Origin of the sequence: Streptomyces sp. NPDC091272 (assembly GCF_044757485.1) — a bacterium.
Taxonomy (GTDB): Bacteria; Actinomycetota; Actinomycetes; order Streptomycetales; family Streptomycetaceae; genus Streptomyces.
On the sequence record NZ_JBIVVC010000002.1, the window covers coordinates 401285 to 425407 of the forward strand.

Annotated in this window: 17 protein-coding genes; 8 read left to right on the forward strand and 9 right to left on the reverse strand. The window is 72.1% G+C overall.

Going from position 1 to position 24123, the window contains the following annotated elements; translation table 11 throughout:
- Nucleotides 1–374 precede the first annotated feature (374 nt).
- On the reverse strand, nucleotides 375–2246 hold the full coding sequence (typA, locus tag ACIQM4_RS06615; RefSeq protein ID WP_401586928.1) for a translational GTPase TypA: 1872 nt from the start codon (nucleotides 2244–2246) through the stop codon (nucleotides 375–377).
- Between the two features lie 290 nt (nucleotides 2247–2536).
- The gene (locus ACIQM4_RS06620) at nucleotides 2537–5035 is read right to left on the reverse strand and encodes an ABC transporter family substrate-binding protein (RefSeq protein WP_401586930.1); all 2499 of its coding nucleotides are present in this window, start codon (nucleotides 5033–5035) and stop codon (nucleotides 2537–2539) included.
- 309 nt (nucleotides 5036–5344) lie between these two features.
- Between ACIQM4_RS06620 and ACIQM4_RS06625 the strand changes: the two genes are divergently transcribed.
- The 7 genes from ACIQM4_RS06625 to ACIQM4_RS06655 all read left to right on the forward strand — a co-directional run bounded on the left by ACIQM4_RS06625 (nucleotide 5345) and on the right by ACIQM4_RS06655 (nucleotide 14209).
- Nucleotides 5345–5641, forward strand: a complete 297-nt coding sequence (locus ACIQM4_RS06625; protein ID WP_401586933.1) for a hypothetical protein — start codon at nucleotides 5345–5347, stop codon at nucleotides 5639–5641.
- A gap of 390 nt (nucleotides 5642–6031) precedes the next feature.
- A complete protein-coding gene (locus tag ACIQM4_RS06630) occupies nucleotides 6032–6898 on the forward strand; it encodes a hypothetical protein (RefSeq protein WP_401586936.1) in 867 nt (288 codons plus the stop codon).
- A 19-nt stretch (nucleotides 6899–6917) separates the two neighbouring features.
- Entirely contained in the window at nucleotides 6918–8906 is a 1989-nt protein-coding gene (locus ACIQM4_RS06635) for a fumarate reductase/succinate dehydrogenase flavoprotein subunit (RefSeq protein ID WP_401586938.1), read from the forward strand.
- The gene (locus tag ACIQM4_RS06640) at nucleotides 8903–9703 is read left to right on the forward strand and encodes a succinate dehydrogenase/fumarate reductase iron-sulfur subunit (RefSeq protein WP_401586941.1); all 801 of its coding nucleotides are present in this window, start codon (nucleotides 8903–8905) and stop codon (nucleotides 9701–9703) included. Before ACIQM4_RS06635 ends, ACIQM4_RS06640 begins: the two co-directional genes overlap by 4 nt.
- Nucleotides 9704–9731: 28 nt before the next feature.
- The gene (locus ACIQM4_RS06645) at nucleotides 9732–10637 is read left to right on the forward strand and encodes an arylamine N-acetyltransferase (RefSeq protein WP_401586943.1); all 906 of its coding nucleotides are present in this window, start codon (nucleotides 9732–9734) and stop codon (nucleotides 10635–10637) included.
- 663 nt (nucleotides 10638–11300) lie between these two features.
- Complete coding sequence (locus ACIQM4_RS06650; RefSeq protein WP_401586945.1) at nucleotides 11301–13415, forward strand: TPM domain-containing protein; 2115 nt, start codon at nucleotides 11301–11303, stop codon at nucleotides 13413–13415.
- A gap of 83 nt (nucleotides 13416–13498) precedes the next feature.
- On the forward strand, nucleotides 13499–14209 hold the full coding sequence (locus tag ACIQM4_RS06655; protein ID WP_401586947.1) for a PspA/IM30 family protein: 711 nt from the start codon (nucleotides 13499–13501) through the stop codon (nucleotides 14207–14209).
- A 269-nt stretch (nucleotides 14210–14478) separates the two neighbouring features.
- Here ACIQM4_RS06655 and ACIQM4_RS06660 read toward each other — a convergent pair whose 3' ends face one another.
- From ACIQM4_RS06660 to ACIQM4_RS06685, 6 genes are all read right to left on the reverse strand, one after another.
- Nucleotides 14479–16992, reverse strand: coding sequence for a SpoIIE family protein phosphatase (locus ACIQM4_RS06660; RefSeq protein WP_401588148.1), 2514 nt, complete (start codon nucleotides 16990–16992; stop codon nucleotides 14479–14481).
- A 496-nt stretch (nucleotides 16993–17488) separates the two neighbouring features.
- A complete protein-coding gene (locus ACIQM4_RS06665) occupies nucleotides 17489–17926 on the reverse strand; it encodes an ATP-binding protein (RefSeq protein WP_401586950.1) in 438 nt (145 codons plus the stop codon).
- Nucleotides 17927–18155: 229 nt separating this feature from the next.
- Nucleotides 18156–18554, reverse strand: a complete 399-nt coding sequence (locus tag ACIQM4_RS06670) for a (deoxy)nucleoside triphosphate pyrophosphohydrolase (protein ID WP_401586953.1) — start codon at nucleotides 18552–18554, stop codon at nucleotides 18156–18158.
- 153 nt (nucleotides 18555–18707) lie between these two features.
- Nucleotides 18708–18887: an SPOR domain-containing protein gene (locus ACIQM4_RS06675; protein ID WP_401586955.1), complete on the reverse strand. Its 180-nt coding sequence runs from the start codon at nucleotides 18885–18887 to the stop codon at nucleotides 18708–18710.
- Nucleotides 18888–19123: 236 nt separating this feature from the next.
- The gene (locus ACIQM4_RS06680) at nucleotides 19124–19876 is read right to left on the reverse strand and encodes a GntR family transcriptional regulator (RefSeq protein WP_401586958.1); all 753 of its coding nucleotides are present in this window, start codon (nucleotides 19874–19876) and stop codon (nucleotides 19124–19126) included.
- Between the two features lie 176 nt (nucleotides 19877–20052).
- Nucleotides 20053–21036: a DUF4190 domain-containing protein gene (locus ACIQM4_RS06685; RefSeq protein ID WP_401586961.1), complete on the reverse strand. Its 984-nt coding sequence runs from the start codon at nucleotides 21034–21036 to the stop codon at nucleotides 20053–20055.
- Nucleotides 21037–21158: 122 nt separating this feature from the next.
- Here ACIQM4_RS06685 and ACIQM4_RS06690 point away from each other — a divergent pair, with 122 nt between their 5' ends.
- Nucleotides 21159–21974 (forward strand): isocitrate lyase/phosphoenolpyruvate mutase family protein, encoded by an 816-nt coding sequence (locus ACIQM4_RS06690; protein ID WP_401586964.1) that lies wholly within the window; start codon nucleotides 21159–21161, stop codon nucleotides 21972–21974.
- A gap of 117 nt (nucleotides 21975–22091) precedes the next feature.
- Here ACIQM4_RS06690 and ACIQM4_RS06695 read toward each other — a convergent pair whose 3' ends face one another.
- Entirely contained in the window at nucleotides 22092–23945 is a 1854-nt protein-coding gene (locus tag ACIQM4_RS06695; RefSeq protein ID WP_401586966.1) for a sigma-70 family RNA polymerase sigma factor, read from the reverse strand.
- Between the last annotated feature and the right edge of the window lie 178 nt (nucleotides 23946–24123).

Sequence of the window (24123 nt, forward strand, 5' to 3'; positions counted from 1 at the left end):
ACCCATTGACCCGAGCTCAATGGAGCCAACTATTAAGTACGCCCGATCCGTAAACCACACTTAAAGGGTCTCGTTTTGACAACATCACTTACCCCTCTGTGCCCGAAATCCGGACAAACCGAGCACAGACAGACACCCCCGAAACGGACTGTTAACGCAACTTCCGGAGAGTGTTGATCGATATCCGGACACTTGACCCGCGAAAATGCCTTGACCGCCCCGCCCGAACACCCTCCGGTTCGCGCCCCGGACACACCAATGGCCCGGCATCCGAAACCACGGATACCGGGCCATTCGACGGCGCGACAGGGACCGCCCTCAGGGCCGCCCCACAGGGACGCAGGGCGGTGTCAATCTGCCCACCGCCAAAGCGACTAGCGCTTCGCGCGGGACGCGCTGCGTCCGCGCTCCTTCGCGTCCAGGACCACCTTGCGGATGCGCACCGTCTCCGGGGTCACCTCGATGCACTCGTCCTCGCGGCAGAACTCCAGGGACTGCTCCAGGGAGAGCTTGCGGGCCGGGACCACGTTCTCCGTGGTGTCCGCGGAAGCCGCACGCATGTTGGTGAGCTTCTTCTCCTTGGTGATGTTCACGTCCATGTCGTCGGCGCGCGAGTTCTCGCCGATGATCATGCCCTCGTACACCTCGGTGCCGGCCTCGGTGAAGATGACACCGCGCTCCTGCAGGTTGACCATCGCGAACGGCGTGACCGAGCCCGCGCGGTCCGCGACCAGGGAGCCGTTGTGGCGGGTGCGCAGGTCGCCGAACCACGGCTCGTGGCCCTCGAAGATCGAGTGCGCGATGCCGGTGCCGCGGGTCTGGGTCAGGAACTCCGTACGGAAGCCGATGAGGCCGCGGGACGGCACGATCCACTCCATGCGGACCCAGCCCGAACCGTGGTTCGTCATCGTCTCCATGCGGCCCTTGCGGGTCGCCATGAGCTGCGTGATGGCACCGAGGTGCTCCTCGGGGCAGTCCACGGTCATGCGCTCGATGGGCTCGTGCGTCTTGCCGTCGATCTGCTTGGTGACCACCTCGGGCTTGCCGACGGTCAGCTCGAAGCCCTCACGGCGCATCTGCTCGACCAGGATGGCCAGCGCCAGCTCACCGCGGCCCTGCACCTCCCAGGCGTCGGGGCGCTCGGTCTCCAGGACGCGCAGCGAGACGTTACCGACCAGCTCGCGGTCGAGGCGGTCCTTGATCTGGCGCGCGGTGACCTTGTGGCCCTTGCCGCCCTTGCCGACCAGCGGCGAGGTGTTGGCACCGATGGTCATCGAGATCGCGGGCTCGTCGACCGTGATCAGCGGCAGCGCGATCGGGTTCTCCGGGTCGGCCAGGGTCTCGCCGATCATGATGTCCGGGATACCGGCGATGGCGCAGATGTCACCGGGGCCTGCCTTCTCGGCGGGCTTGCGGGTGAGCGCCTCGGTCATCATCAGCTCGGTGATGCGGACGTTGGACATCGTGCCGTCACGCTTGATCCAGGCCACGGTCTGGCCCTTGCGCAGCTCGCCCTGCTCCACGCGGCACAGCGCGATACGGCCGAGGAAGTTGTCGGCGTCGAGGTTGGTGACGTGCGCCTGAAGGGGGGCGGCCTCGTCGTACTCGGGAGCCGGGACGTGCTGGAGGATCGTGGAGAAGAACGGCTCCAGGTTCTCGCTGTCGGCCGGGACGGTGCCGTCCTCCGGCTTGGTCAGCGAGGCGACGCCGTCACGCGCACAGGCGTAGACGATCGGGAACTCGATCTGGTCCTCGTCCGCGTCCAGGTCCAGGAACAGGTCGTACGTCTCGTCGACGACCTCGGCGATCCGGGAGTCGGGACGGTCCGTCTTGTTGATGCACAGGATGACCGGCATCTTCGCGGACAGCGCCTTGCGGAGCACGAAGCGGGTCTGCGGCAGCGGGCCCTCGGACGCGTCGACGAGCAGGACGACCGCGTCGACCATCGACAGGCCGCGCTCGACCTCACCACCGAAGTCGGCGTGGCCGGGGGTGTCGATGATGTTGATGGTGATGACGTCGCCGCCATCCTTCGGGTGGTACTTCACCGCCGTGTTCTTGGCCAGGATCGTGATGCCCTTCTCACGCTCCAGGTCGTTGCTGTCCATCATGCGGTCGTCGAGCGACTCAGCGGCGTGGGCGGCGAACGCACCGGCCTGCTTGAGCATGGCGTCGACCAGGGTGGTCTTGCCGTGGTCGACGTGAGCGACGATGGCGACGTTACGGATGTCGTGGCGCGTGGGCATGGGTGGCTTAACGCTTCTCTCGATCGTGGGATGCGGCGTCTCGTTCCTCGTACGCCCACCGGGCGGACGCGCCACGGCTTACCCCATGGTACGGGGCTGGCGCGGGACGGGCTTCCCGGGCACCGATCGGGAGGGGTTGCTACAGGGGTGGGGTGCTGCGCTCCGGGTCAACGGGTTCCCGGACGACCTTGCCCGCCGGAGACCCGGCGGGCAAGGAAATTGAGCCGAAAATGAGCTGATTCTCAGATCCCGAGATGGCCCCTGACCTGCGGCGGAACCCTTATTTCCCGTTACTTGCGGGCATCCTTGGCGGAATCGGGCTTCTTGAATCCGATGTCCTGGTAGCGGGGCGCGGAGAAGCCGAAGGCACCGACATTGGCCAGTTGGGGCCTGGCGGCGACCAGCTCGGGACGCTGGTAGAGCGGAATGGACCCGGCGGCCGCCCAGATCCGGGCATCGGCCTGCTTCACCAGGTCGTGGGCGCTCTCCTCGTCGAGCTCGGCGGCGGCCCGGTCGAAGAGCTGGTCGATGTGGTCGGTACCGACCCGGGTGTAGTTCTGCTCGACGAGCAGCGAACCGTCCGCCGCGGGCTCGGGCTTGGCGAAGATCGGCCGGCCGTCGGTCGCCGGGTACGCGGTGCCGGGCCAGGAGTAGAGCGCCAGGTCGTAGTCGCCCGAGGCGATGTGGTCCTTGAAGTAGCTCTCGTCCTCGACCTTGGTGATCTCGGTACGTACGCCGATGGTCTGGAGCATCCGCGAGATCTTCTCGCCGACGGTGCGCAGGGCGGCCGAGCCGGGGTCGGCGGGGAGCACGAAGCGCAGGGTCAGCGGCTTGCCCTCCTTGCCGACCACCCGGGGTGCGCGTGCCGCCGCGCCCGCGCCGGCTGCGGTGGCCGCACGGGAGGCCGGTGCGGCGGTGCCGCGCGGGGCGTAGGCGCCGGCCATGCCCCCGTCCTTCTTCTCCTTCGCCTCGGTCTTGGCGTCGGCCTTGCTGTCGGAGTCGTTGTGCAGGGCGCCGAGGCCGATGGCGGGGGCGAGGACGTAGATCCCGGACTCGGTGCGGAACGCGTTGTTGCCGCTGTCCCCCGGCTTGTCCTCCCCGGCCTTGCCCGCCTTGCCCGCCTCGCTCGCCTTGCCCGCCTTGCCCGCGGCGTGACTCCCCTCGCCCGGCTTCTCGGCGGCGGGCTTGTCGTCGTCCGACTTCTTGGCGGCGGGCTTGTCGTCTTCCGACTTCTTGGCGGCCGGCTTGTCGTCTTCCGACTTCTCGGTGGCCGGCTTGTCGTCGCCGACGATGTACATGCCGTCGTCCGACGGCCCCTCGTCCGCGGCCTCCTGCTCCTTCTTCTTCTTCGCCTGCTCGCGCTTCTTCTTCTCCGCCGCGGACTCGCTGCCCGCCGTGCGGCTGCCCGCGCCGCCGGGGGTGAAGCCCGCGTCGGCCAGCAGGGCCTGTGCGGCCTGGGTGTCCTGGCTGCCGAGGGCGTCACTGCCGTCGGCGTACGCCTGCTGCCCGGCGAGGGCGAGGTGGCTGCCGAGCGGCGCGGCCGGCAGGCCGAGCGGGGCGAGGACGGTCTCGGCGAGTTCCTGCCGGTTCAGCGCGCGGGCCACCGCGCGGCGCACCCGCTCGTCGGAGAGCGGCCCCGAGGCGCCGTTGAGGGCGAGTTGGGTGTACGCGGGCTCCAGCGACTTGCGGACGGTGAAGCGGCGCAGGGCGCGCTGTTCGGTGGCGTACTTCGTGGCCGCCTCCTTCGCCTTCCTGCGGGTCTCCTGCTCGGCCTCCGCCTCCTCCTCGTCGGCGGCGGCGCCGTGCGCCCTCGCCCAGGAGCGGAGCGCCTCGGCGGGGGTGACGGTGGAGCCGGGGCCGTGGGCGACGGGTGGCTTGCCCGCGTCCTTGACGGCGTGGGAGATGCGCTCGGCCGTGGTCCTGTCGACCTCCGCGACGTCGACCTTGCCCTCGGCCAGCGCGGAGGCGCGCTCACCGCGCGGCACCGCCCGCAGCACCAGCTTGTCCAGCTTGGCGGGCATCCCCCACCAGCGGGGATTGCGCTCCAGCACGACCGAGCCCGCCGCCCGGTCCACCTTCACCGGGCGGAAGGGCCCGGCCGTGGACTTCAGCTTCGTACGGGCGCCGTCGTTGAAGGCGTCGGGCGTGCCCATCACCTCCTTGGGGTACAGGGGGGTGAACAGCGAGCGCCAGTCGGCGTAGGGCTTGGCGTAAGTGACCTTCACCTCAAGGTCGTTCGCACCCCTCTCGATCTTCTCGATGCGCTCGTAACCGGCGTTGCGGGCGGTCCAGTACGCGGATTCCTTGCCGCGCAGCGCCCGCCACTGGGCGACGAAGTCGGCGGCCCCGATCTGCCTGCCGTCACCCCATACCGCCTGCTGGTTGATCTTGTAGAGGACGACCTGCTTGGGCTCGCGCTCAACGACTGTGGCGTCCTCCAGGAAGTCCGGGTTGCGCTGCGGCTTTCCTGCCGCGTCGAGTACGAAGAGGGCGGGCAGCACGGCGCCCGCGACGCGCGCCGTGGTGGCGTCGGCGTCGGCCTGGAAGGCGTTGAAGGTGGCCGGTACCGAGTCGACGGCCCAGTTCAGCGTGCCGCCGTCCGCGACCCGCTCACGGCTCGCGGGGGCGAGGTCGGCGGCTGCCGCGGGCGCGCCCGCACTCTCGGCGTCCGCGTTCCCGCCACAGGCCGCCAGCGCGGGGAGCGCGAGCACGCCGGAGGTGAGGAGGGCGAGGCCGCGGAGCGGGCGGGCAGGCCGGGGAAACCTCCGGTGGGGGCCGACGTCGGACATGGCTGTACCTCCAGGCTGACCCGGCCCTCCTACCGGAACGGGCCGTTGCATTCACATTTGGGGGCTTATTGCGGTGATCACACTTGTTCCTGCCGACCCACTGAAAGGGACCTCGTACGGGAGGTGGCGCCGACACGTCGGGCATCCGGGGAAGCCCACCCGTGCGGCCCAATCCGTCCCCGTGCGGGGCGCGCGGGGCGCGCGCACTTCGCGTAACACCGCACGCACCCTTCACAACGGGGGATGTGACGCGCGACACTCCAAGGCGCAGACGCGTCCCCTACCGCACCGCGGAAGCGAGGGCAATTCATGTCCCTGCACGAAGAACTGGCAGAACTTCAGGACTGTCTGGACCGGCTGGACCGCGCGGTGCTGCGGTTGTCGGGGCGGCTGGACGAGAGTCACGGGCTGGACGCCCGCCGGGTCCGCACCGACGCGGCGCACCTGCGCGAGAGCGTGGCGATGCTCGGCGCCGCGGCGTCCGGGGCGGTGCACACACCGCCGAGGCCGGAGCTGATCACGATTCCGGACGCGCCGTACGACAGCGCCCTGTGGACGGACTCCGACGACGAGGGCCTGGGCGCCCGCGACCGCCGAGCGCCCTGATCCCCCCCTCGGCCGCTCGGGCAGCGGGGGCGTCCCCGGGGCGGCCCGGGTGGGCAGGGGGACCCGAGGCTGCACGGGCGGGCAGGGGGACGGCCCCCACGCTGAGCGTCCCCGCCCGCCGACCACGACCGCCGACCACGACCACGCCCCGTCCACGGCCGCCGACCACGCCCACGCCCGCCGCCCGCCGCCCGCCGCCCACCGCCCACGACCGCCGTCCACGCCCGACGACCGACGCTCGCCGCTCGCCGCTCGCCGCTCGCCGCCCACCGTCCACGCCCCCCGTCCACGCCCGCCACCCACCGCCCACCGCCCACCGCCCACACCCCCATCCAAGCCCTCCGACCTCCGCCGCAGACCGAGCCCCGCCCTCTCCCCCCGGAGCCCCCGTTGGCCACAGGCACCGACCCCGCCGCCCGCGACACGAGCGCCGCACGTGAGGAGCCGCGCCCGTCCGGCGCGCCTCGCACCGGCGTTCACTCCCCCACCCGGGCCCGGATCCCCGCCCGCCATCTGCGCACCGACCGCTGGTGGCTCGCGCCCGCCCTCACCGCCGCCGGGCTGTTCGCCTTCGTCGTGTACTCGACCTGGCGCGCCTTCTCCAACGGCGACTACTACTCCGCCCCTTACGTCTCGCCGTTCTACTCGCCCTGCCTCGCGGAGAACTGCATCCCCATGAAGGGCGGCCCCAACTGGGAGATCTTCGGCAGCTGGTGGGGCCTCTCCCCCGCCCTGCTGATCCTGATCTTCCCGCTGGGCTTCCGGCTGACCTGTTACTACTACCGCAAGGCCTACTACCGCGGCTTCTGGGCCTCGCCCCCGGCCTGCGCGGTCGCCGAGCCGCACAAGAAGTACTCCGGCGAGACCCGGTTCCCGCTGGTCCTGCAGAACATCCACCGGTACTTCTTCTACGCGGCCGTGCCCGTCGCCGGCATCCTCACGTACGACACCGTGCTGTCCTTCCGCGACGAGCACTACGAGTGGGGCCACATGGGCCTCGGCACGCTCGTCTTCCTCGTCAACATCACGCTGATCTGGGCGTACACCTTCTCCTGCCACTCCTGCCGGCACATCGTGGGCGGCCGGCTGAAGCACTTCTCCAAGCACCCCGTGCGCTACCGGCTGTGGGGCTGGGTCGGCAAGTTGAACGACCGTCACATGCTGCTCGCCTGGGCCTCGTTGATCAGCGTCGCGGTCGCCGACTTCTACGTGTACCTCGTCGCGTCCGGCGCCTTCGACGACCCGCGCTTCTTCTAACAATCGGAGCCCATCGACAATGACTCAGCTGGAGCGGCAGGAATGGGACGTCGTCGTGGTCGGCGCGGGCGGCGCCGGGCTGCGGGCCGCGATCGAGGCGCGTGAGCAGGGCGCCCGTACCGCGGTGATCTGCAAGTCCCTGTTCGGCAAGGCGCACACGGTGATGGCCGAGGGAGGCATCGCCGCGTCCATGGGCAACGTGAACTCCGGGGACAGCTGGCAGGTGCACTTCCGCGACACCATGCGCGGCGGGAAGTTCCTCAACCAGTGGCGGATGGCGGAGCTGCACGCCCGCGAGGCCCCGGACCGGGTGTGGGAGCTGGAGACCTGGGGTGCGCTCTTCGACCGCACCGCCGACGGCCGGATATCCCAGCGCAACTTCGGCGGCCACGAGTACCCCAGGCTGGCCCACGTCGGCGACCGGACCGGGCTCGAACTGATCCGCACCCTCCAGCAGAAGATCGTGGCGCTCCAGCAGGAGGACTTCCGGCAGACCGGCGATTACGAGTCCCGGCTCAAGGTCTTCCAGGAGTGCACGGTCACCCGGGTGCTGACCGAGGACCCGGACGGCTCAGGGGCGGGGCCGGGGAGGGTGGCCGGCACCTTCTGCTACGAGCGCGAGTCCGGCCGCTTCTTCGTACTGGAGGCGCCGAGCGTGATCCTGGCCACCGGCGGCATCGGCAAGTCCTTCAAGGTGACGTCGAACTCGTGGGAGTACACCGGGGACGGCCACGCGCTGGCCCTGCTGGCAGGGGCGCCGCTGCTGAACATGGAGTTCGTGCAGTTCCACCCGACGGGGATGGTCTGGCCGCCGTCCGTGAAGGGGATCCTCGTCACCGAGTCGGTGCGCGGGGACGGCGGTGTGCTGCGCAACTCCGACGGCAAGCGGTTCATGTTCGAGTACGTCCCGGACGTCTTCAAGGAGAAGTACGCGGAGTCCGAGGCGGAGGGCGACCGCTGGTACGAGGACCCGGACAACAACCGGCGCCCGCCCGAACTGCTCCCCCGCGACGAGGTGGCCCGCGCCATCAACTCCGAGGTGAAGGCGGGCCGGGGCACCCCGCACGGCGGCGTCTACCTGGATGTGTCGACGCGGATGCCCGCCGAGACGATCCGGCGCCGACTGCCTTCCATGTACCACCAGTTCAAGGAGCTGGCGGACGTGGACATCACCGCCGAGGCGATGGAGGTCGGACCCACCTGCCACTACGTGATGGGCGGCGTCGCCGTCGACTCCGACACCGCGGCCACCCGCGGGGTGCCGGGCCTGTACGCGGCGGGGGAGGTCGCGGGCGGGATGCACGGCTCGAACCGGCTCGGCGGCAACTCCCTGTCCGACCTGCTGGTCTTCGGCCGCCGGGCCGGCCTGCACGCGGCCCAGCACGCCTTCGAGCACACGGCGGGCGGTCGCCCACGGGTGGACGAGGCGCAGGTGGACGCGGCGGCGGCCGAGGCGCTGCGGCCGTTCTCGGCGGAGGGGCCCGAACCGGGGGCCGCCCCGCACGACCCGGCGGCGCTCGGCCGCCCGCCGGAGAATCCGTACACCCTCCACCAGGAGCTGCAGCAGACCATGAACGACCTGGTCGGCATCATCCGGCGGGAGGCCGAGATGACCCAGGCCCTCGACAAGCTCGCCGAACTGCGGGTGCGGGCGCGGCGCGCCGGGGTGGAGGGGCACCGCCAGTTCAACCCGGGCTGGCACCTGGCCCTTGACCTGCGCAACATGCTGCTGGTCAGCGAGTGCATCGCGCGCGCCGCCCTGGAGCGCACCGAGAGCCGCGGCGGCCACACCCGGGAGGACTTCCCGGCCATGGAGCGCTCCTGGCGGCCGGTGAACCTGCTGTGCCGCCCCGCCGACCCGACGGGCGGGCTGGCGGCGACCGACCCGGTACGCGGCCAGATCGAGCTCGCCCGGACGACGACCGAGCCCATCCGCCCGGACCTGCTCGCCCTCTTCGAGAAGGAGGAGCTGGTCAAGTACCTCGCCGAAGAGGAGCTGTTCGAGTGACGAACACTGCGTCCGAAGAACCGGTGTCTGCCAAGTACGTGGCCAACTTCAAGGTGTGGCGGGGCAGTTCGGAGGGCGGCGGCCTGGAGGACTTCAAGGTCGCCGTGAACGAGGGCGAGGTCGTCCTCGACATCATCCACCGCCTGCAGGCCACCCAGGCCCCCGACCTCGCGGTCCGCTGGAACTGCAAGGCGGGCAAGTGCGGCTCGTGCAGTGCGGAGATCAACGGGCGGCCCCGGCTGCTGTGCATGACCCGGATGTCGACCTTCACGCCGTCCGACACGATCACCGTGACACCGCTGCGCGCCTTTCCGGTGGTACGGGACCTGGTGACGGACGTGTCGTTCAACTACACGAAGGCGCGGGAGGTGCCGGCGTTCGTGCCGCCCGAGGGGGTGGCCCCGGGCGAGTACCGGATGCAGCAGATCGATGTGGAGCGTTCGCAGGAGTTCCGCAAGTGCATCGAGTGCTTCCTGTGCCAGGACACCTGTCACGTGGTGCGCGACCACGAGGAGAACAAGGCCTCCTTCGCCGGACCGCGCTTCCTGATGCGGGTCGCGGAGCTGGACATGCACCCGCTGGACGCGGCCGCCGAGTCCGGTCTCGACCGCAAGCGCACCGCCCAGGAGGAGCACGGACTCGGCTACTGCAACATCACCAAGTGCTGCACCGAGGTGTGCCCCGAGCACATCCGGATCACCGACAACGCGCTGATCCCGTTGAAGGAACGGGCGGTCGACCGCAAGTACGACCCGCTGGTCTGGCTCGGCAACAAGATCCGCAGGCGGACGGAATAGCTCCGGCGGGACGTGCGCTGCACCGGGCATGTGGAACAGCGACTCGTTCGATCTCGACGCCTATCTGACCAAGATCTCCTACGAGGGGGACCGCGCGCCGACCCTGGAGACGCTCCGCGCCCTGCACCGCGGCCATGTGCTGCACCTGCGCTGGAGCACGGTCGACGCGATGCTCCACCACGACGTGCCGCTGGATCTGGAGACCCTCGGGGCCAAGCTGGTGACCGGCGGCCGGGCGGGCTACTGCTTCGAGCACGCCACGTTGTTCGCGGCGGCGCTCGAAGCTCTCGGCTACGACTTCTTCGCCGTGCAGGGCCGGGTGGTCATGGGCGAGACCGACCGGATCCTGCCGACCTCGCACGCCATGCTGGTGGTGGAACTCGACGGCCGGCGCCAGCTGTGCGACGTGGGCTTCGGAGCGAGCCAGCTGGAGCCGATCGAGATGATCAGGGGCGAGGCGGGCAACGAGGTGAGGCAGGACTCGTGGCGGTACTGGCTCCGCGAGGGGGAGGTCTCACCGGGGGCGCACGGCTGGGCACTCCACCAGCCGGCGGCGGGTACGGGGACGGCTACGGCGCGTACGGCTACAGGTACGGGTACGGGTACCGCTGCGGACGGGTCCGGCTGGATGGTGCGGCACACGTTCACGGAGACGCCGCAGTACCCGATCGACTTCCGGGTCTCGAACTACTTCGTCGCCTCGAACCCGCACTCGCCCTTCAGCCGGCGGCTGTATGTGCAGCGCGTGCTGCCGGACCGTCTGCACGTCCTGGACGAACTCACCCTGACGACCAGCTCCCCGGACCCCGACGTCCCCACCGGGACCCGGGTCCTGGAACCTGCGGAGGTCCCGAGAGTCCTGGCCGAACTCTTCGACATCCGGCAGTCGGCGGAGGAGGCGACCCTCCTGACCCAGACGCTGGCCGCGCGCTAGCGAATCCTGCTGGTCCTCTCCACGTCAGCTCCCGGAGCATAGGGGCCACCCTCTACTCCAGCCCCCGTGGCAGCGGCGCGGCCCCCTACGCCAGCCCCCGTGGGCAGCGGGGCCGCCACCTCTTCCCTCCCTACCCCCACCCCCAGCCTCCTTGGGCAGCGGGGCCGCCACCTCTTCCCTCCCTACCCCCACCCCCAGCCTCCTTGGGCAGCGGGGCCGCCACCTCTTCCCTCCCTACCCCCCCCCGCCTCCTTGGGCAGCGGGGCCGCCCCCCGGGGGCGGGACGGGTGGGCAAGGGGGCGGCCCCTCGCGCGGAGCGCCCCCTTCGCGTGCCCCCTTGCCGGTGCGTTTCCTTCGCGCGGGCGCCTCCTGGCTGATCGCGCAGTTCCCCGCGCCCCTGGGAGGTGCCCCCTGCGTGTGCGTGGGGAGTGTGCGGGCGCGTCGTGGCTGATCGCGCAGTTCCCCGCGCCCCTAGGGGGTGCTCCCTGCGGGTGCGGGCGGATTGCGCGGGCGCGTCGTGGCTGATCGCGCAGTTCCCCGCGCCCCTAGGAGGTGCCCCCGGGGCGTGGGTGGGAACGATGCAGGCGCGTCGTGGCCAGGCGCACGGTTCCCCGCGGACGCGTCCGGTCGCGGGTGGACCGAGAGGGACATAGCCTCCGAAATGTGACGTCTCTTGAGAGCCGTGGCCGGACGGCCGCCCGATCGGCCGCGTTGGTGGCCCTGGCCTTCTGCGGCCTCGCCGGTGGCCCCACGTACGCCGCCGGCCACGCCCCGCCTCCCGCCGAGAACCCCGTGCCGCTCTCCACCGACGGCCAGATCACCGACAAGGCCGGGGCCCTCGGCAACCGCCGCGGAGACGTCGCCGACGCCCTCGACCGGCTGTACACCGACCAGCGCGTCCAGCTGTTCGTCGTGTACGTCCGCGACTTCTCCGGCCGGTCCGCACAGAGCTGGGCCGACGCCACCGCCACGCGGGGCGGGCTCGGCCGGGACGACGTCCTCCTCGCGGTCGCCACCCACGACCGCCAGTTCGCGTACTCCGTGGACAACGACTCCCGCCTCACCGACGCCCAGCTCGCCGAGGTCTCCAGCACCGCCGTCAAGCCGGCCCTGCGCGAGAACGACTGGGCCGGCGCAGCGATCGGCGCCGCGAACGGGTACGACGCCGTGCTCGACGGAAAGCCCGTCCCCACCCCCACCCTGACCCCCGGCACCCGGGACCCCGGCTCCGAGTCCAGCAGTCCGGTCGACGTCGTCCTGCCCGTGGTCGCCGTCGGCGGCGCCGGGGCGCTCGCGGCGTACGCGTACACCAGGAGGAAGCGCAAGGCCGGCGGCGCTCGCGGCGGCGGCCCGGCGCGCCAGCCGTCCGCCCCCGCCCCCCTCACCCCGCTCCCCGAGCTCGACGGCCAGGCCAAGCAGGCGCTCGTACGGACCGACGACGCCATCCGTACGAGCGAGGAGGAACTCGGCTTCGCCACCGCCCAGTTCGGCGACGAGGCCGCACGGCCGTTCGCCGACGCGCTCTCGTACGCGAAGGGCGAGCTGACGGCGGCGTTCCGGGTGCGCCAGCAGCTCGACGACGCCATCCCCGAGGACGACCCGACCAAGCGCCGGATGCTCGACGAGATCCTGGCCCGCTGCACCGAGGCCAACCGGCGGCTCGACGCCGAGTCCGACTCCTTCGACCGGCTGCGCGAGCTGGAGCGCAACGCGCCCGCCGCCCTCGAAGCGGCCGAAACCGCCTTCCGCGACCTCACCGGGCGTACGAGTACCGCGGAGGCGACCCTGACCGCGCTGGCCGCCCGTTACTCGGACTCCGCGACCGCCCCCGTCGCCGGCCACGTCGAACAGGCCAAGGACCGGCTGGTGTTCGCCACCACCAGCCTGAACGAGGCCCGCCAGACACTGGCGGCGGGCGACAACAGCAAGGCCGCCGTCTTCGTACGTGCCGCCGAGGGCGCCGTCGACCAGGCGGCGACCCTGGTGGACTCGGTGGAGCGGCGGGCCAACGAACTCGCCCAGGCGGCCGGCCAGTTGGACGGCGCCCTCACCGAGACCGACACCGACCTCGCTGACGCCCGCGGCCTTCTCGACGGTACGACGCCCGGTACGAGCACCGCCGACCTCCAGGGCCGCATCGCCCGCGCGGAGACCGTCCTGCGTGACGTACGGGAGGAGATGCGGGCGGGGCGGTACGACCCGATCGACGCGCTGCGCCGCACCGAGGAGGCCGACGCCGCACTCGACGACGCCCTGACCGGGGCCCGCGAGCGCGAGACCACCGGGCGCCGGGCCCGGGACCTCCTCGGCCAGGCCACCCTGACGGCACGCGCCGCGATCGGCGCCGCCGCCGACTACATCACCACCCACCGGGGCGCCGTCGGCAGCCAGGCCCGCACCCGCCTCGCCGAGGCGCAGCGCCACCTGGAGCAGTCGGGCGCTCTCGACACGTCGGGCGACGCCCCCGGAGCGCTCGCCGAGGCCCAGCAGGCGGACTCACTGGCCCGGCAGGCCCAGAGCCTGGCCGAGCAGGACGTGCGCGGCTACGGCGGTCCGTACGCCGGAGGGGGTTCCGGCGGCGGAGGCGGCCTGGGCGGCGCCGTCCTCGGCGGCATCATCCTCGGCGGCATCCTCAACGGCGGTCGCGGCGGAGGCTTCGGCGGCGGAGGTTTCGGCGGGGGCGGCCTCGGCGGCGGAGGTTTCGGCGGAGGCGGCGGTCCCGGCAGCTTCGGCGGCGGCGGCACCAGGGGCCGCAGGGGCGGCGGAGGCCGCTTCTAGCCACGTTCGACCATGACGGAATTCCTCGATCGAGGACATCTCGCCGCACACCCCACCCGCACACCCCACCCAAGGAGTCACGCATGTCCAAGCAGTCGATCCTCGGCCGGGTCACCCAGCTCGCCAAGGCCAACATCAACGCCCTCCTCGACCAGGCCGAGGACCCGCAGAAGATGCTCGACCAGCTGATCCGCGACTACACCTCCAACATCGCGGAGGCGGAGGAGGCCGTCGCGACCACCATCGGCAATCTGCGGCTCCTGGAGCAGGACCACCGCGAGGACGTGGAGGCAGCCCAGGAGTGGGGCGGCAAGGCACTCGCCGCCAGCAAGAAGGCCGACGAGCTGCGGACGGGCGGCTCGGCGGCGGACGCGGACAAGTTCGACGGCCTCGCCAAGGTCGCCCTGCAGCGCCAGCTCCAGTCGGAGAAGGAGGCGAAGACGGCCGAACCGACGATCGCCGCACAGACCGAGGTGGTCACGGGCCTCACGGACGGGCTCGCCAAGATGAAGGCCAAGCTGGGCGAACTCACCGCCAAGCGCGACGAGCTGGTGGCCCGCGCGAAGTCGGCGCAGGCGCAGAACACGATGATGGACGCGGTGAAGAACATCAACGTCCTGGACCCGACGAGCGAGCTCGGCCGGTTCGAGGACAAGGTGCGGCGCGAGGAGGCGCGGGCGATGGGCAAGCAGGAGCTGGCCGCGTCCTCGCTGGACGCCCAGTTCGAGGAGCTGGACGGCCTGGGCGACGACGCGGAGGTCGAGGCCAGACTGGCCGCCCTCAAGAACCGCTGAGCCCCCGGGGCGGGGCGGCGGCCCACTCACCGCACACCGCGGACGACCGGCAGACCCGCCCCGGGCGAACTCCGCACCGGGCAGACTCCGCACCGTGCCCGGCCACCGCGCCGCCCCGGAATCCCACACCGTTAACGGCCGCCGACCCCGCTACCCGGAAGTCCGCACCGTGCCCCGCTGCCGACCCCGCCACCCGGGACCCCCCACCGTGCCCGGCTGCCGGCTCCGCCGCCTGGAACCCCGTACCGTGCCCCGACCCCCGGCACCCCTCAGTACATGCTCAGCAGCTGGTCCACGCTCAGTTCGGCCGCGGTCTGCGACTCCCCGTCCGGCAGCGCGAGTTCGAACCACACCGTCTTGCCGCGCGGGGTGCGCCGCGCCCCCCACGCCGCGCTCAGCAGCCCGACCAGCTGGAGTCCGCGGCCACCCTCGTCGGTGTCCCTGGCCCGTCGCCGCCTGGGCTGCACGAGACCCGCGTCCCAGACCTCGCACACCAGCGTGCGGTCGAGCAGCAGCCGCAGCCGCACCTCGCCCTCGCCGTAGCGCAGTGCGTTCGTCACCAGTTCGCTGACCAGCAGTTCGGTGGTGTCGACGAGGTCTTCGAGGTCCCAGGACTGGAGCTGCGCGCGCGCCAGTTCCCGGGCCCGGCCCACCGAGCGTGGCTCGCGCGGCAGCCGCCAGTCGCCGACCGACGAAGCCGGGAGGCCCTGGATGCGGGCCATCAGCAGGGCGATGTCGTCCTCGCCGTGCCGGGTGTCGAGGGTGTTCAGGACGTGGTCGCAGACGTCTTCGAGGGGGCGGGCCGCCGCGCTCATGGCGGTGCGGAAGTCGCGCAGGCCCTCGTCCAGCGGGTGGTCACGGGACTCGACCAGGCCGTCCGTGTAGAGGGCGAGCAGCGACCCCTCGGCCAGCTCGACCTCGACCTCCTCGAAGGGTTCGCCGCCGACACCGAGCGGCATTCCCGGCGGTACGTCGAGGAGCAGCGGCTCCTCCCCCGGTTCGACCACCACGGGCGGCAGATGGCCCGCGTTGGCGAACGTACATCGGCGGGTGACCGGGTCGTATACCGCGTACACACAGGTCGCGAGGTACACCTCGGAGAGGTCGGCCTCACGGGACTTGTGGGTGGCCCTGGACGCCTGCTGGGCGCCGCTGGGGGTGCCGAGTCCGCGGGCGATCTCGTCCAGCGCCGAGAGGACCTCGGCCGGTTCGAGGTCGAGCAGGGCCAAGGTCCGCACCGCGGTGCGCAGTTCACCCATGGCGACGGCGGCCCGCAGGCCCCGCCCCATGACGTCGCCCACCACGAGCGCGGTCCGGTGGCCCGGCAGTTCGATGACGTCGAACCAGTCGCCGCCCACCTCGGTCGCGGTGTTGCCCGGCAGGTAGCGGCAGGCGATGTCGAGGCCGGCGGCCTCCGGGTCGCCCGGCGGCAGCAGGCTGCGCTGGAGGATCAGCGCGCGCTCGTGCTCCCTGCGGTAGAGACGGGCGTTGTCCATGCAGACGGCGGCGCGGGAGGCCAGCTCGGTGGCGAGCGCCCGGTCCCGCTCGCCGAAGAGCTCGCTGCCCTTGGTACGGGAGAACTGGACCAGCCCGATGACCGTGTCGTGGGCGACCATCGGGACGGCGAGGGTGGAGTGCACGAGGTCGCCCTCCTCGCCGTGCACCGCCCTGGCCCGCCCGGTGCGCAGCGCCTTGGCGCACGGCGTGCCGAAGGGGTAGCGGTGCACGGAGCCGACGGTGATCTCGGCCGGGTCCTCCCCCGGGCCCACGCAGCCCGGCGCGGCCAGCGGGGCGTCCGAGACGGCGCTGGCGAAGGCGACCCGGCGCAGTTCGGCGCTGCCGTCGGTGACGCCCGGCGGTGCCTCGTCGCCGGTGAGCAGCCCTTGGTAGAGGTCCACGGACGCGAGGTCGCAGAAGCCGGGGACGGCGACGTCGAGGAGCTCGCGGGCGGTGGTCTCCAGGTCGAGCGAATTCCCTATCCGGGCCCCCGCCTCGTTGAGGAGGGCGAGGTTGCGCCGGGCGTCGGCGGCCTCGCGGGCGGCCCGGTGGCGGCGGGTGACGTCGGTGGCCAGGCCCGCGACGCCGACCGGGCGGCCGGAGCCGCTGTGCACCCGGTAGAGGTTGACCGACCAGTGGCGGCGCTCGTCGCCGCCCGGCTCCGTGCCGGTGATCTGGATGTCGGTCATGGAGTCGCCGCTCTCCAGGACCCGCTTCAGGGCGGCGGACATCCGGTTCGCCTCGGGCGGGGCCAGGTAGTCGTGCACCGTACGGCCGCGGTGGTCGTCGGTGGCACCGCCGAAGACCTCCGCGAAACGGCTGTTGGTGCGCTGCACGGTGAGGTCGGTACCGAAGAGCAGGAAGCCGAAGGGAGATTGACCGAAAATGGCCTGTGATGCGGCGAGGTCGGTTTCGATCCGGCGCAGCACGCGGACGTCCACGACGAGGCAGAGTGCGCCGCGCTCCCCGGTCGGCGTCTCGCTGGGCATCACGTAGATCTCCGCGACCCCCTCGGCACCGGACGACGTGCCGGGCATCCGGAACGGGACGAGACCGGTCCACTCCTTGCCGTCGAGGATCTCGGCCACCTCGCGGTGACCGCGCCCACGGTGCCGCTCGGGCACGAAGACCTCGACCGGGTCGCGGCCCACGACGTCGTGTGCGGCCACCCCGAAGAGTTCCTCGGCGCGGCTGCTCCACTGCTCCACGCAGCCGTCGGCGCCCAGTGAGAAGGACGCCACCCTGATGTAGTCGTAGATCGAACCGGGCGGGCTGCTCTGCCACAGCGCGCCTCCGGCGTTCCCGGCGGACCCGTGCCCGGCGCTCCGGACCGGCTCGGCGTCCGCGCCGTCCGTACGTGCGTCAGCGCCGATGCCGGTGCTGCCCGCGCCATCCGTGCGCGCGTCGGCGCCGGCGGCGCTGCCCGCGCCGCCCGTACGTGCGTCAGCGTCTGCGGCAGCACTCGCCCCGGTGCCGCCGGCATCGCCGGACGCACCGGGCACGCCGGACGCATCGGGGGTGCCGGAAGCACCGCCCGTTGCCGCGCCCGGCTGCTGCGCCTTCGCTGGTATCTCGTTCACACGACCGTCCCCTCCAGCTCACCTCACCGGAACCGGCCTTGCCCGCAGTATTCAGTACCACGGCCCCGGTCGGCACGGCGTTCACGATCGCGACGTCCTCCCGGGCTTCCCCCGGCCCTTTTCGGCCGTAGTTCGCCGCCCGCGCGGGGTGCGGTGACACCCTTTCGGGCGCCGTCGTGATCGTTCAAGTCCCTTCACACTTCTAACCGGGCAGAGCCAGCTCGAACCACACCGTCTTGCCGGTCTTTCCACGCCGGGTCCCCCAGCGCCGTGCGGAGCAGGCCACCAGCTGGATTCCGCGCCCTCCCTCGTCGTCCGGGCCCGCGGCGCGTTCGCGGGGCGGATCCGGAAGCGGATCCGAGACCTCCACCCGCAGGACGGCGGGCGGTGTCCGCACGGTTCCGGCACGGGCGTCCGAGGTGTCGAGCCTCACCAGCCGAACCCCGATGGGTCCGGACGCGTGCCGCAGGGCGTTGGTCACCAGCTCACTGACCAGCAGCACGCTCACGTCGCTCACCTCGCCGAGGCCCCAGGTCTCCAGCGTGTGGCGGACGGCGTGCCGGGCGGTGCGTACCGCGTCGGGCTCGGCGGGAAAGATCCACTCGGCGCGAGCGCCTTCGGTGTCGAGCACGCCGACCACATCCCAGTACAGCAGCAGCGGACCCAGAAAGAGGGAGCATCCTTTTTCAGGGGGTTAATCAGCACATACCCGATATCGGGCTTCGGCTATCCCGGCAATGGGCGCACTGTGGCACGAACGGCGTACGAGATCGCCCGTGCGCTGGGTCCCGTTGCCCCGTTCAGCCCCCGGCGGACCTCTGTGAGCGTTACCGGCCTGCGCGCTCCCGCGCGGCCCGGGTACGCCCCGCTCACGCGTGCGCGCGCAGGAGCCGCATCGCCGCCTCCATTGCCGGGCGGTCCTGGTCGAGCCAGTCCACCGTGTCGCTCTCGTCGGGTCCGAGCCAGCGCAGCTCGTCGTGGTCCTCCAGCGGGCGGGGCTCGCCGGACAGCAGTCGGGCGGTCCACACCTGGAAGACGTAGCCGGGCTTCAGCGGCCACTCGCCGGGAATCCGCGCGACGGGTTCGCTCTCCACGCCGAGCTCCTCGCGCAGCTCACGCACGAGTGCCTGTTCGGGCGTCTCACCCGGCTCCAGTTTGCCGCCGGGCAGCTCCCAGCGGCCGGCCAGCTCCGGCGGGGCGCTGCGGCGCGCGGCCAGCAGCCTTCCGTGATGGCAGAGGGCTCCGCCCACGACAATGCGATCCGTCATGGGCGGAGCCTACGGTCGCGGGTCGTCCATCGGGGAACTGATCGGTTTCACCGATGGCCGGGACCGGACCCGTCCCGCACCGCTCACTGCCGGGTGGCGGACACCGGCGCCGCTACCCGGTACCGACCGGCCGTGGCCGGGCGGCGGCCCGTCTCACGGCTGGCGGGTGGCCGCCTGCTCGATGAGATAGAGCTGTTTGTGTCCGCGGTTCTCGAGTTGGTCGGCCTTCTGCTGGGCCTCCGCACGCGTGGCGTACGCGCCCACGCGATAGCGGTTGCCGTTGTCGTCCTGCCGCACCACCAACCACGGGAGCCGTGCACCGGCGTCATTCATCGCGTGCCTCCGTCCGCCGACCCGTAAGCCGCCAGGAATCCCCAGGAAACCTCAGTACGCATATGCCCGACCTTACGCCTGACCTTTACGCACCGGATATGTCTTTTTACAAAGAGGCACCGATCTGGCCAAGAAAGTCCGGGGAGTTGACGAAGGCCCTTGGGTGCGCGTCCGTCCGGACGCGCACCCAAGGGCCTTCAATTCAGCTGATTACGCAGTTCAGTTGGGGTGCTCGATCACTTCACCGGCAGGTGGTACGACACCCGGTACCTGTCCGCGGGCACCACCAGGTCGGCTGTCTCCACCGGCCGCCCCGACGCGAAGTAGGTCCGCTCGATGACCAGCACCACATGACCCGGCACGCCGCCCAACTCGGCCAGCTCGTCCGCGAGTCCGGGCCTGGCGCCGACCTCCTCCGCCACGTTGTCCACGACGATGTCGATGGCTGCCATCCGCTCGACGACCCCGCAACCGCCCAACGGCCCTTCCTCGGGCAGCATCACCGGCGTGCGACCGGTGACCGCGAGGGGCTCCCAGGAGGTGGAGATCATCATCGGCTCCCCCGCGTCCCGGAAGACGTACCGGGTCTGCATCACCCGCTCCCCGGGGCCGATGGCGAGCCGTGCCGCGATCTCCTCCGAGGCCGGCACCTGCTCGCTGCGCGACTCCCAGGTGCCGCGCGTCCCGTCGGCCGCCTGCTCCTGCCGGAAGGGCGTGGAGGACCCCCCGGCCCGGTAGGCGGAACGGGCCACACTGCGCGGCACCGGCCGCTCCCGGACGTACGTCCCCGAACCCGACCTGCCCTCGACCAGCCCCTCCGCCATCAGCACCTTGCGCGCCTCCAGGGCGACGGTGTCCGAGACGCCGTACACCTCGCGAATGCGCGCCTGCGAGGGAAGACGGGTGTGCGGCGGCAGCTTCCCCTCGGCGATCTGCTGCCGGAGATCCTTCGCCACGCGCAGATAGGCCGGCTGCTCACCGAATGTCACTGGCCACTCCCATCAGGTTGACAGACAGCAACAGCCTGGCAACCGACCGTTGTTGAGCACAAGCGAAGGCCAGAGTTTCACTCGATGTGATGATTCGCCCCTGCCCAGGCATGTTCCCCCCGGTAATGGGGTCGCGGCCTGACCTCTCCGCCGGAGCCGCACACCCCCGCCGGGCCTCACACCTCCTGGCCCGCACCTGCCCCGCCGTCCCCGCCGGCCCCGCCGTCCTCACTGCCCCCGGTGGTCCCGCCGCTCTCGCCGCCATCGGTGCCCCCGGTGCCCCCGGTGCTGCCGCCGTCCCCTCCGGTTCCCGTCCCGCGCAGCGAGCCGGTGAGCTTCGCGCCCGACTCGTTGCCGAAGACACAGGTGACGCCCCGGTCGCCGAGCCGCCAGCCGCGTGCGTCCGGCATCAGGTAGTACGAGTCGGCGTCGGCGACGCCCCCGCCGGTGTACTTCTTCTCCGCGGTCGCGCACTTCTGGTCGGCAACCGTGCTGATCCGCTCGTCACCCGGGTAGTCGCGGGACTCGGCCAGGTCGAAGGTCCCGAACACCTCGGCGTCGTGCGGCTTTCCGCAGTCCAGGAGCGACACGTCGTAGGTGGTGCCCTCCAGCGAGCCGTCCGGGGTGTCGAAGCACTGCCCGGTCCGCAGGTCCTCCACGGCGTGCCTGTTCTCGTTCATGCCGTCCTCGAAGCCCTGCCGGAAGTTCGTCAGGGCGCCGGTGACGATGCCGACGAGCACCAGCACGACACTGAGCGACGACAGCACGATGCCCGCCACCGCCATGCCCTTGCCCGCGTCGCCCCGCCTCTTGATCTGCGACAGCGCGACCAGCCCGAGGATCAGGCCGAGGACCGGCACGCAGCAGACGATGCCGGTGACGAGGGAGGCGATGGCCATCCCGTTGGTCCTGGGCGGCGCAGGCGGCGCCCCGTAGGGCTGCGGGCCGCCGTAGCCCGGCTGCGTGCCGTACGGCTGCGCGCCGTAGGCCGACGACGGATAAGGCGTGCCGTAGGCCTGGTGGGCGGGCGGGACCGGCCGCGGAGGGGGCCCGCCGGGCTGCATCGGCTGGGTCCAGGGCTGTTCCGGCGGTGGCGTGGGCCCGCCGGGCTGCTGCGGCTGGTTCCAGGGCTGTTCCGGGGGCGGCGGCGGTATCGCCATCAGTACGGTGCTCCTCGTCGGGGCTGGTCAGGGGGTGCCGCGCGCATCGTACGCGGCAGCCCGCCGATGCAGGGGCCGGAAATTCACCGGCCCCCGCGGCCCATACCTGGTGAACTGCTCCCATGACGACGAATCAGCACGACAAGGCGACCCTCCTGCGCTCCCTGCACACCACCGCGAAGACCCCGCTCCTGCTGCCCAACGCCTGGGACGTGGCGAGCGCGCTGCTGATCGAGGAGGCGGGGGCCACCGCCGTCGCCACGACCAGTGCGGGGGTCGCGTGGAGCCTGGGCTCGCCGGACGGCGACGCGCTCGACCGGGACCGGGCGCTGGACCTGATCTCCCGGGTCGCGGGCGCGGTGAAGGTACCGGTCACCGCGGACATCGAGGGCGGCTTCGCGGACACCGCGGAGGGCGTCGGCGAGACGGTCGCCGCGGTGATCGCGGCGGGCGCGGTCGGCGTGAACCTGGAGGACGGCACGCGCAGCCCGATGGAGATGGCGGGACGGATCGCCGCGGCGAGGGCCGCCGCCGACAAGAGCGGCGTGCCGCTGTTCCTCAACGCCCGCGTCGACACGTACCTCTTCGGCCTCGGCGAGGAGTCCGGCCGCCTGGAGGAGACGATCGGGCGGATGCACGCGTACGTGGGCGCGGGCGCGGACGGCGTCTTCGTGCCCGGCGTCACCGACCCGGAGACGATCGCCGCGCTCGTGGCGGCCGTCGACGCCCCGCTGAACGTCCTGGCCGGCCCCGGCGCCCCCAGCGCCGCCGAGCTGGCGGAGCTGGGGGTGGCGCGGGTCAGCCTCGGCGGGGCGGTCGCGGGAGCCGCGTACGCGGCGGCGCGCCGGGCCACGCGGGAGCTGCTGACCTCGGGCACCTACGAGGCGCTGCGGGACGCGGTGCCGCACAGCGACCTCAACGGTCTGTTCGACCGCTGACGGCGCTGTCCCGTACTGGGCCGTACTGTTCGACCGCTGACGGCCCTGCCCCGCCCTGCTCGGTCCCGCCCTTCCCCGCCCTGCCCCGCCCTTCGCTGTGCGGGGCTCCTGGCGGGGCTACCTGGCGCCGAACACCTGCGTCCAGCGGATGCCGCCCGACGCGTCCTTGATGCCGATGCCGACCTCCTTGAACGAACAGTTGAGGATGTTGGCCCGGTGTCCCGCACTGTTCATCCAGGACTCCATGACGGCGGCGGGGGTTGACTGTCCCGCGGCTATGTTCTCGCCGTACGTGCTCCACCGGTACCCGGTCGCGGTGACCCGCTCGCCGGGGCCGTCGCCGTCCGGGTTGGTGTGGTCGAAGTAGCCGCGCGTGACCATGTCCTCTGAGTGCCGCTGGGCGGCGGTACGCAGCAGGCTGTTGCTGCTCAGCGCCCCGCAACCTGCTTTCGCCCGCTCGGCGTTGAGCAGGTTCACCACCTCCTGCGCGGGCCCGGCGGGAGGCGCGGGCGGGGCGGGCGGCCGCGCGGTCCGGGTGGCAGTGGGCGTCCTGGTCGGCCTGGGCGCGGGCGGCGGCTTAGGCTTCGCGCTGGTCCTGGCCGGGGTGGGAGTCTTGCTGGGCGTCGCCCTGGTGGGGCTCACGGAGACCGTGGGGGTGACCGCGCCGGGCGTGCGGACGGCGCTGCGGCTCGCGCTCGCCCCCGGCAGCACCGGCCGGTCCGGCCGCCCGGCCTCGGCGACCGTCTCGCTCGCTCCGCCGTCCGATCCGCCGGAGAATATCCGGAACACCCCGAAGCCGCCGCCCACAAACACCAACAGGGCTGCCGCGCCCATCACTTGTCGCCTCCTGCGGGTCCGCTGCCGCCGCCGGGCGGTACGGACACCCGCCCCCTCGGCGGGCACGGTGTCCGCGTAGAGGTAGGAGTCCGGGTGCGGGTGCGGGTCCAGGTGTGGGTCCGGGTCCGGGTGCGGGTACGAGGGGTGCTCAGCGGGCATGGCTTGCTCCGGGTAGGTGTCCGACAGGTGGGCTTCCGGCGGGTGCGGAGCCGGTGGCTGTGCTTGTGACTGCGGCTGCGGCTGCGGCTGTGGCTGCGGCTGTGACTGCGGCTGTGGCTGTGGCTGCGGCTGTGTGGAGGAGATCGATCCGGTCGCGCCCATCGACGGTCCCGGCGCGGTGTCCCGTACCGCCCGGCTCACCAGCTCCGCCAGCACGCCCGCAACCGGCACCAGGCCGAACCCGGCCAGCAGACCTTCCGCAGGCACCAGGCCGCTGCGGTGGCCCGAGCAGGGCGCACATTCCTTCGCGTGCCGCGTGATGCGCTTCCGCCACAACGCGGACGGCGCCCCGTCCCAGGGGGCGAGTACCTCCCGCAGCTCCTCGCACGGGGGGACGGCGGCCAGCGCCCGCACGACCACCCGGGCAGCCTCCAGCTGTGCCTTCATGCGCTGTACGCGTACGGCGGTGTGGTCGGGAGAGAGTTCGAGCGCGGTCGCCACCTCGGCCCGGTTCAGCTCGCCCGCGGCCTCCAGCCACCACAGGGACAGCAGCGCGCGGTCGTCGCCGTCCAGCCAGCGGGTCGCCTCGACGGTCTCCCTGCGCTGCCCCGAGAGGCCCATCCGGACGAGGGTGAGGCCGACGAAGTCGGCGCCGGGGTCGGCGAGTTCGGGAACCCGCTCCGCCGGCACGGGTGCGGCAGCCGTCTGCTCGCGCTGCCAGTGGCGCCGTACCTCGTTCATGGCGATGGCCACCAGCCACGACCGGAAGCTCTCCGGGATGCGGAGGGTGCCGAGGCCGTGGAGGGCGCGCAGCATGGTCTCCTGCACGACGTCGTCGACGTCGGCGTGACCGCCCAGCGCCCGCCCGACGATGTTGTAGACGAGCGGCAGGTAAGCGGCGACGAGCTCGTCCTGCGCCTGCGGATCGCCGCCCTGCGCCGCCACGACTCTCGCGACTCCGTGTTCCCTGTTCACGGTTGCCCGCCCCTCTTCGTCCGATTCGTCCGGTCGGCCGCCTGGGCCCGTACGCACACGTTTCCTCGCTCCGACATCTGGGAGACCGCGGGCCGGGCGGCGGATAACAGAAACCGGCCCGCCGATTTCGGGTCTGCCGGATTTCCGGTTCTGCCCCGCCCCCGGTCGGCGCGGCACG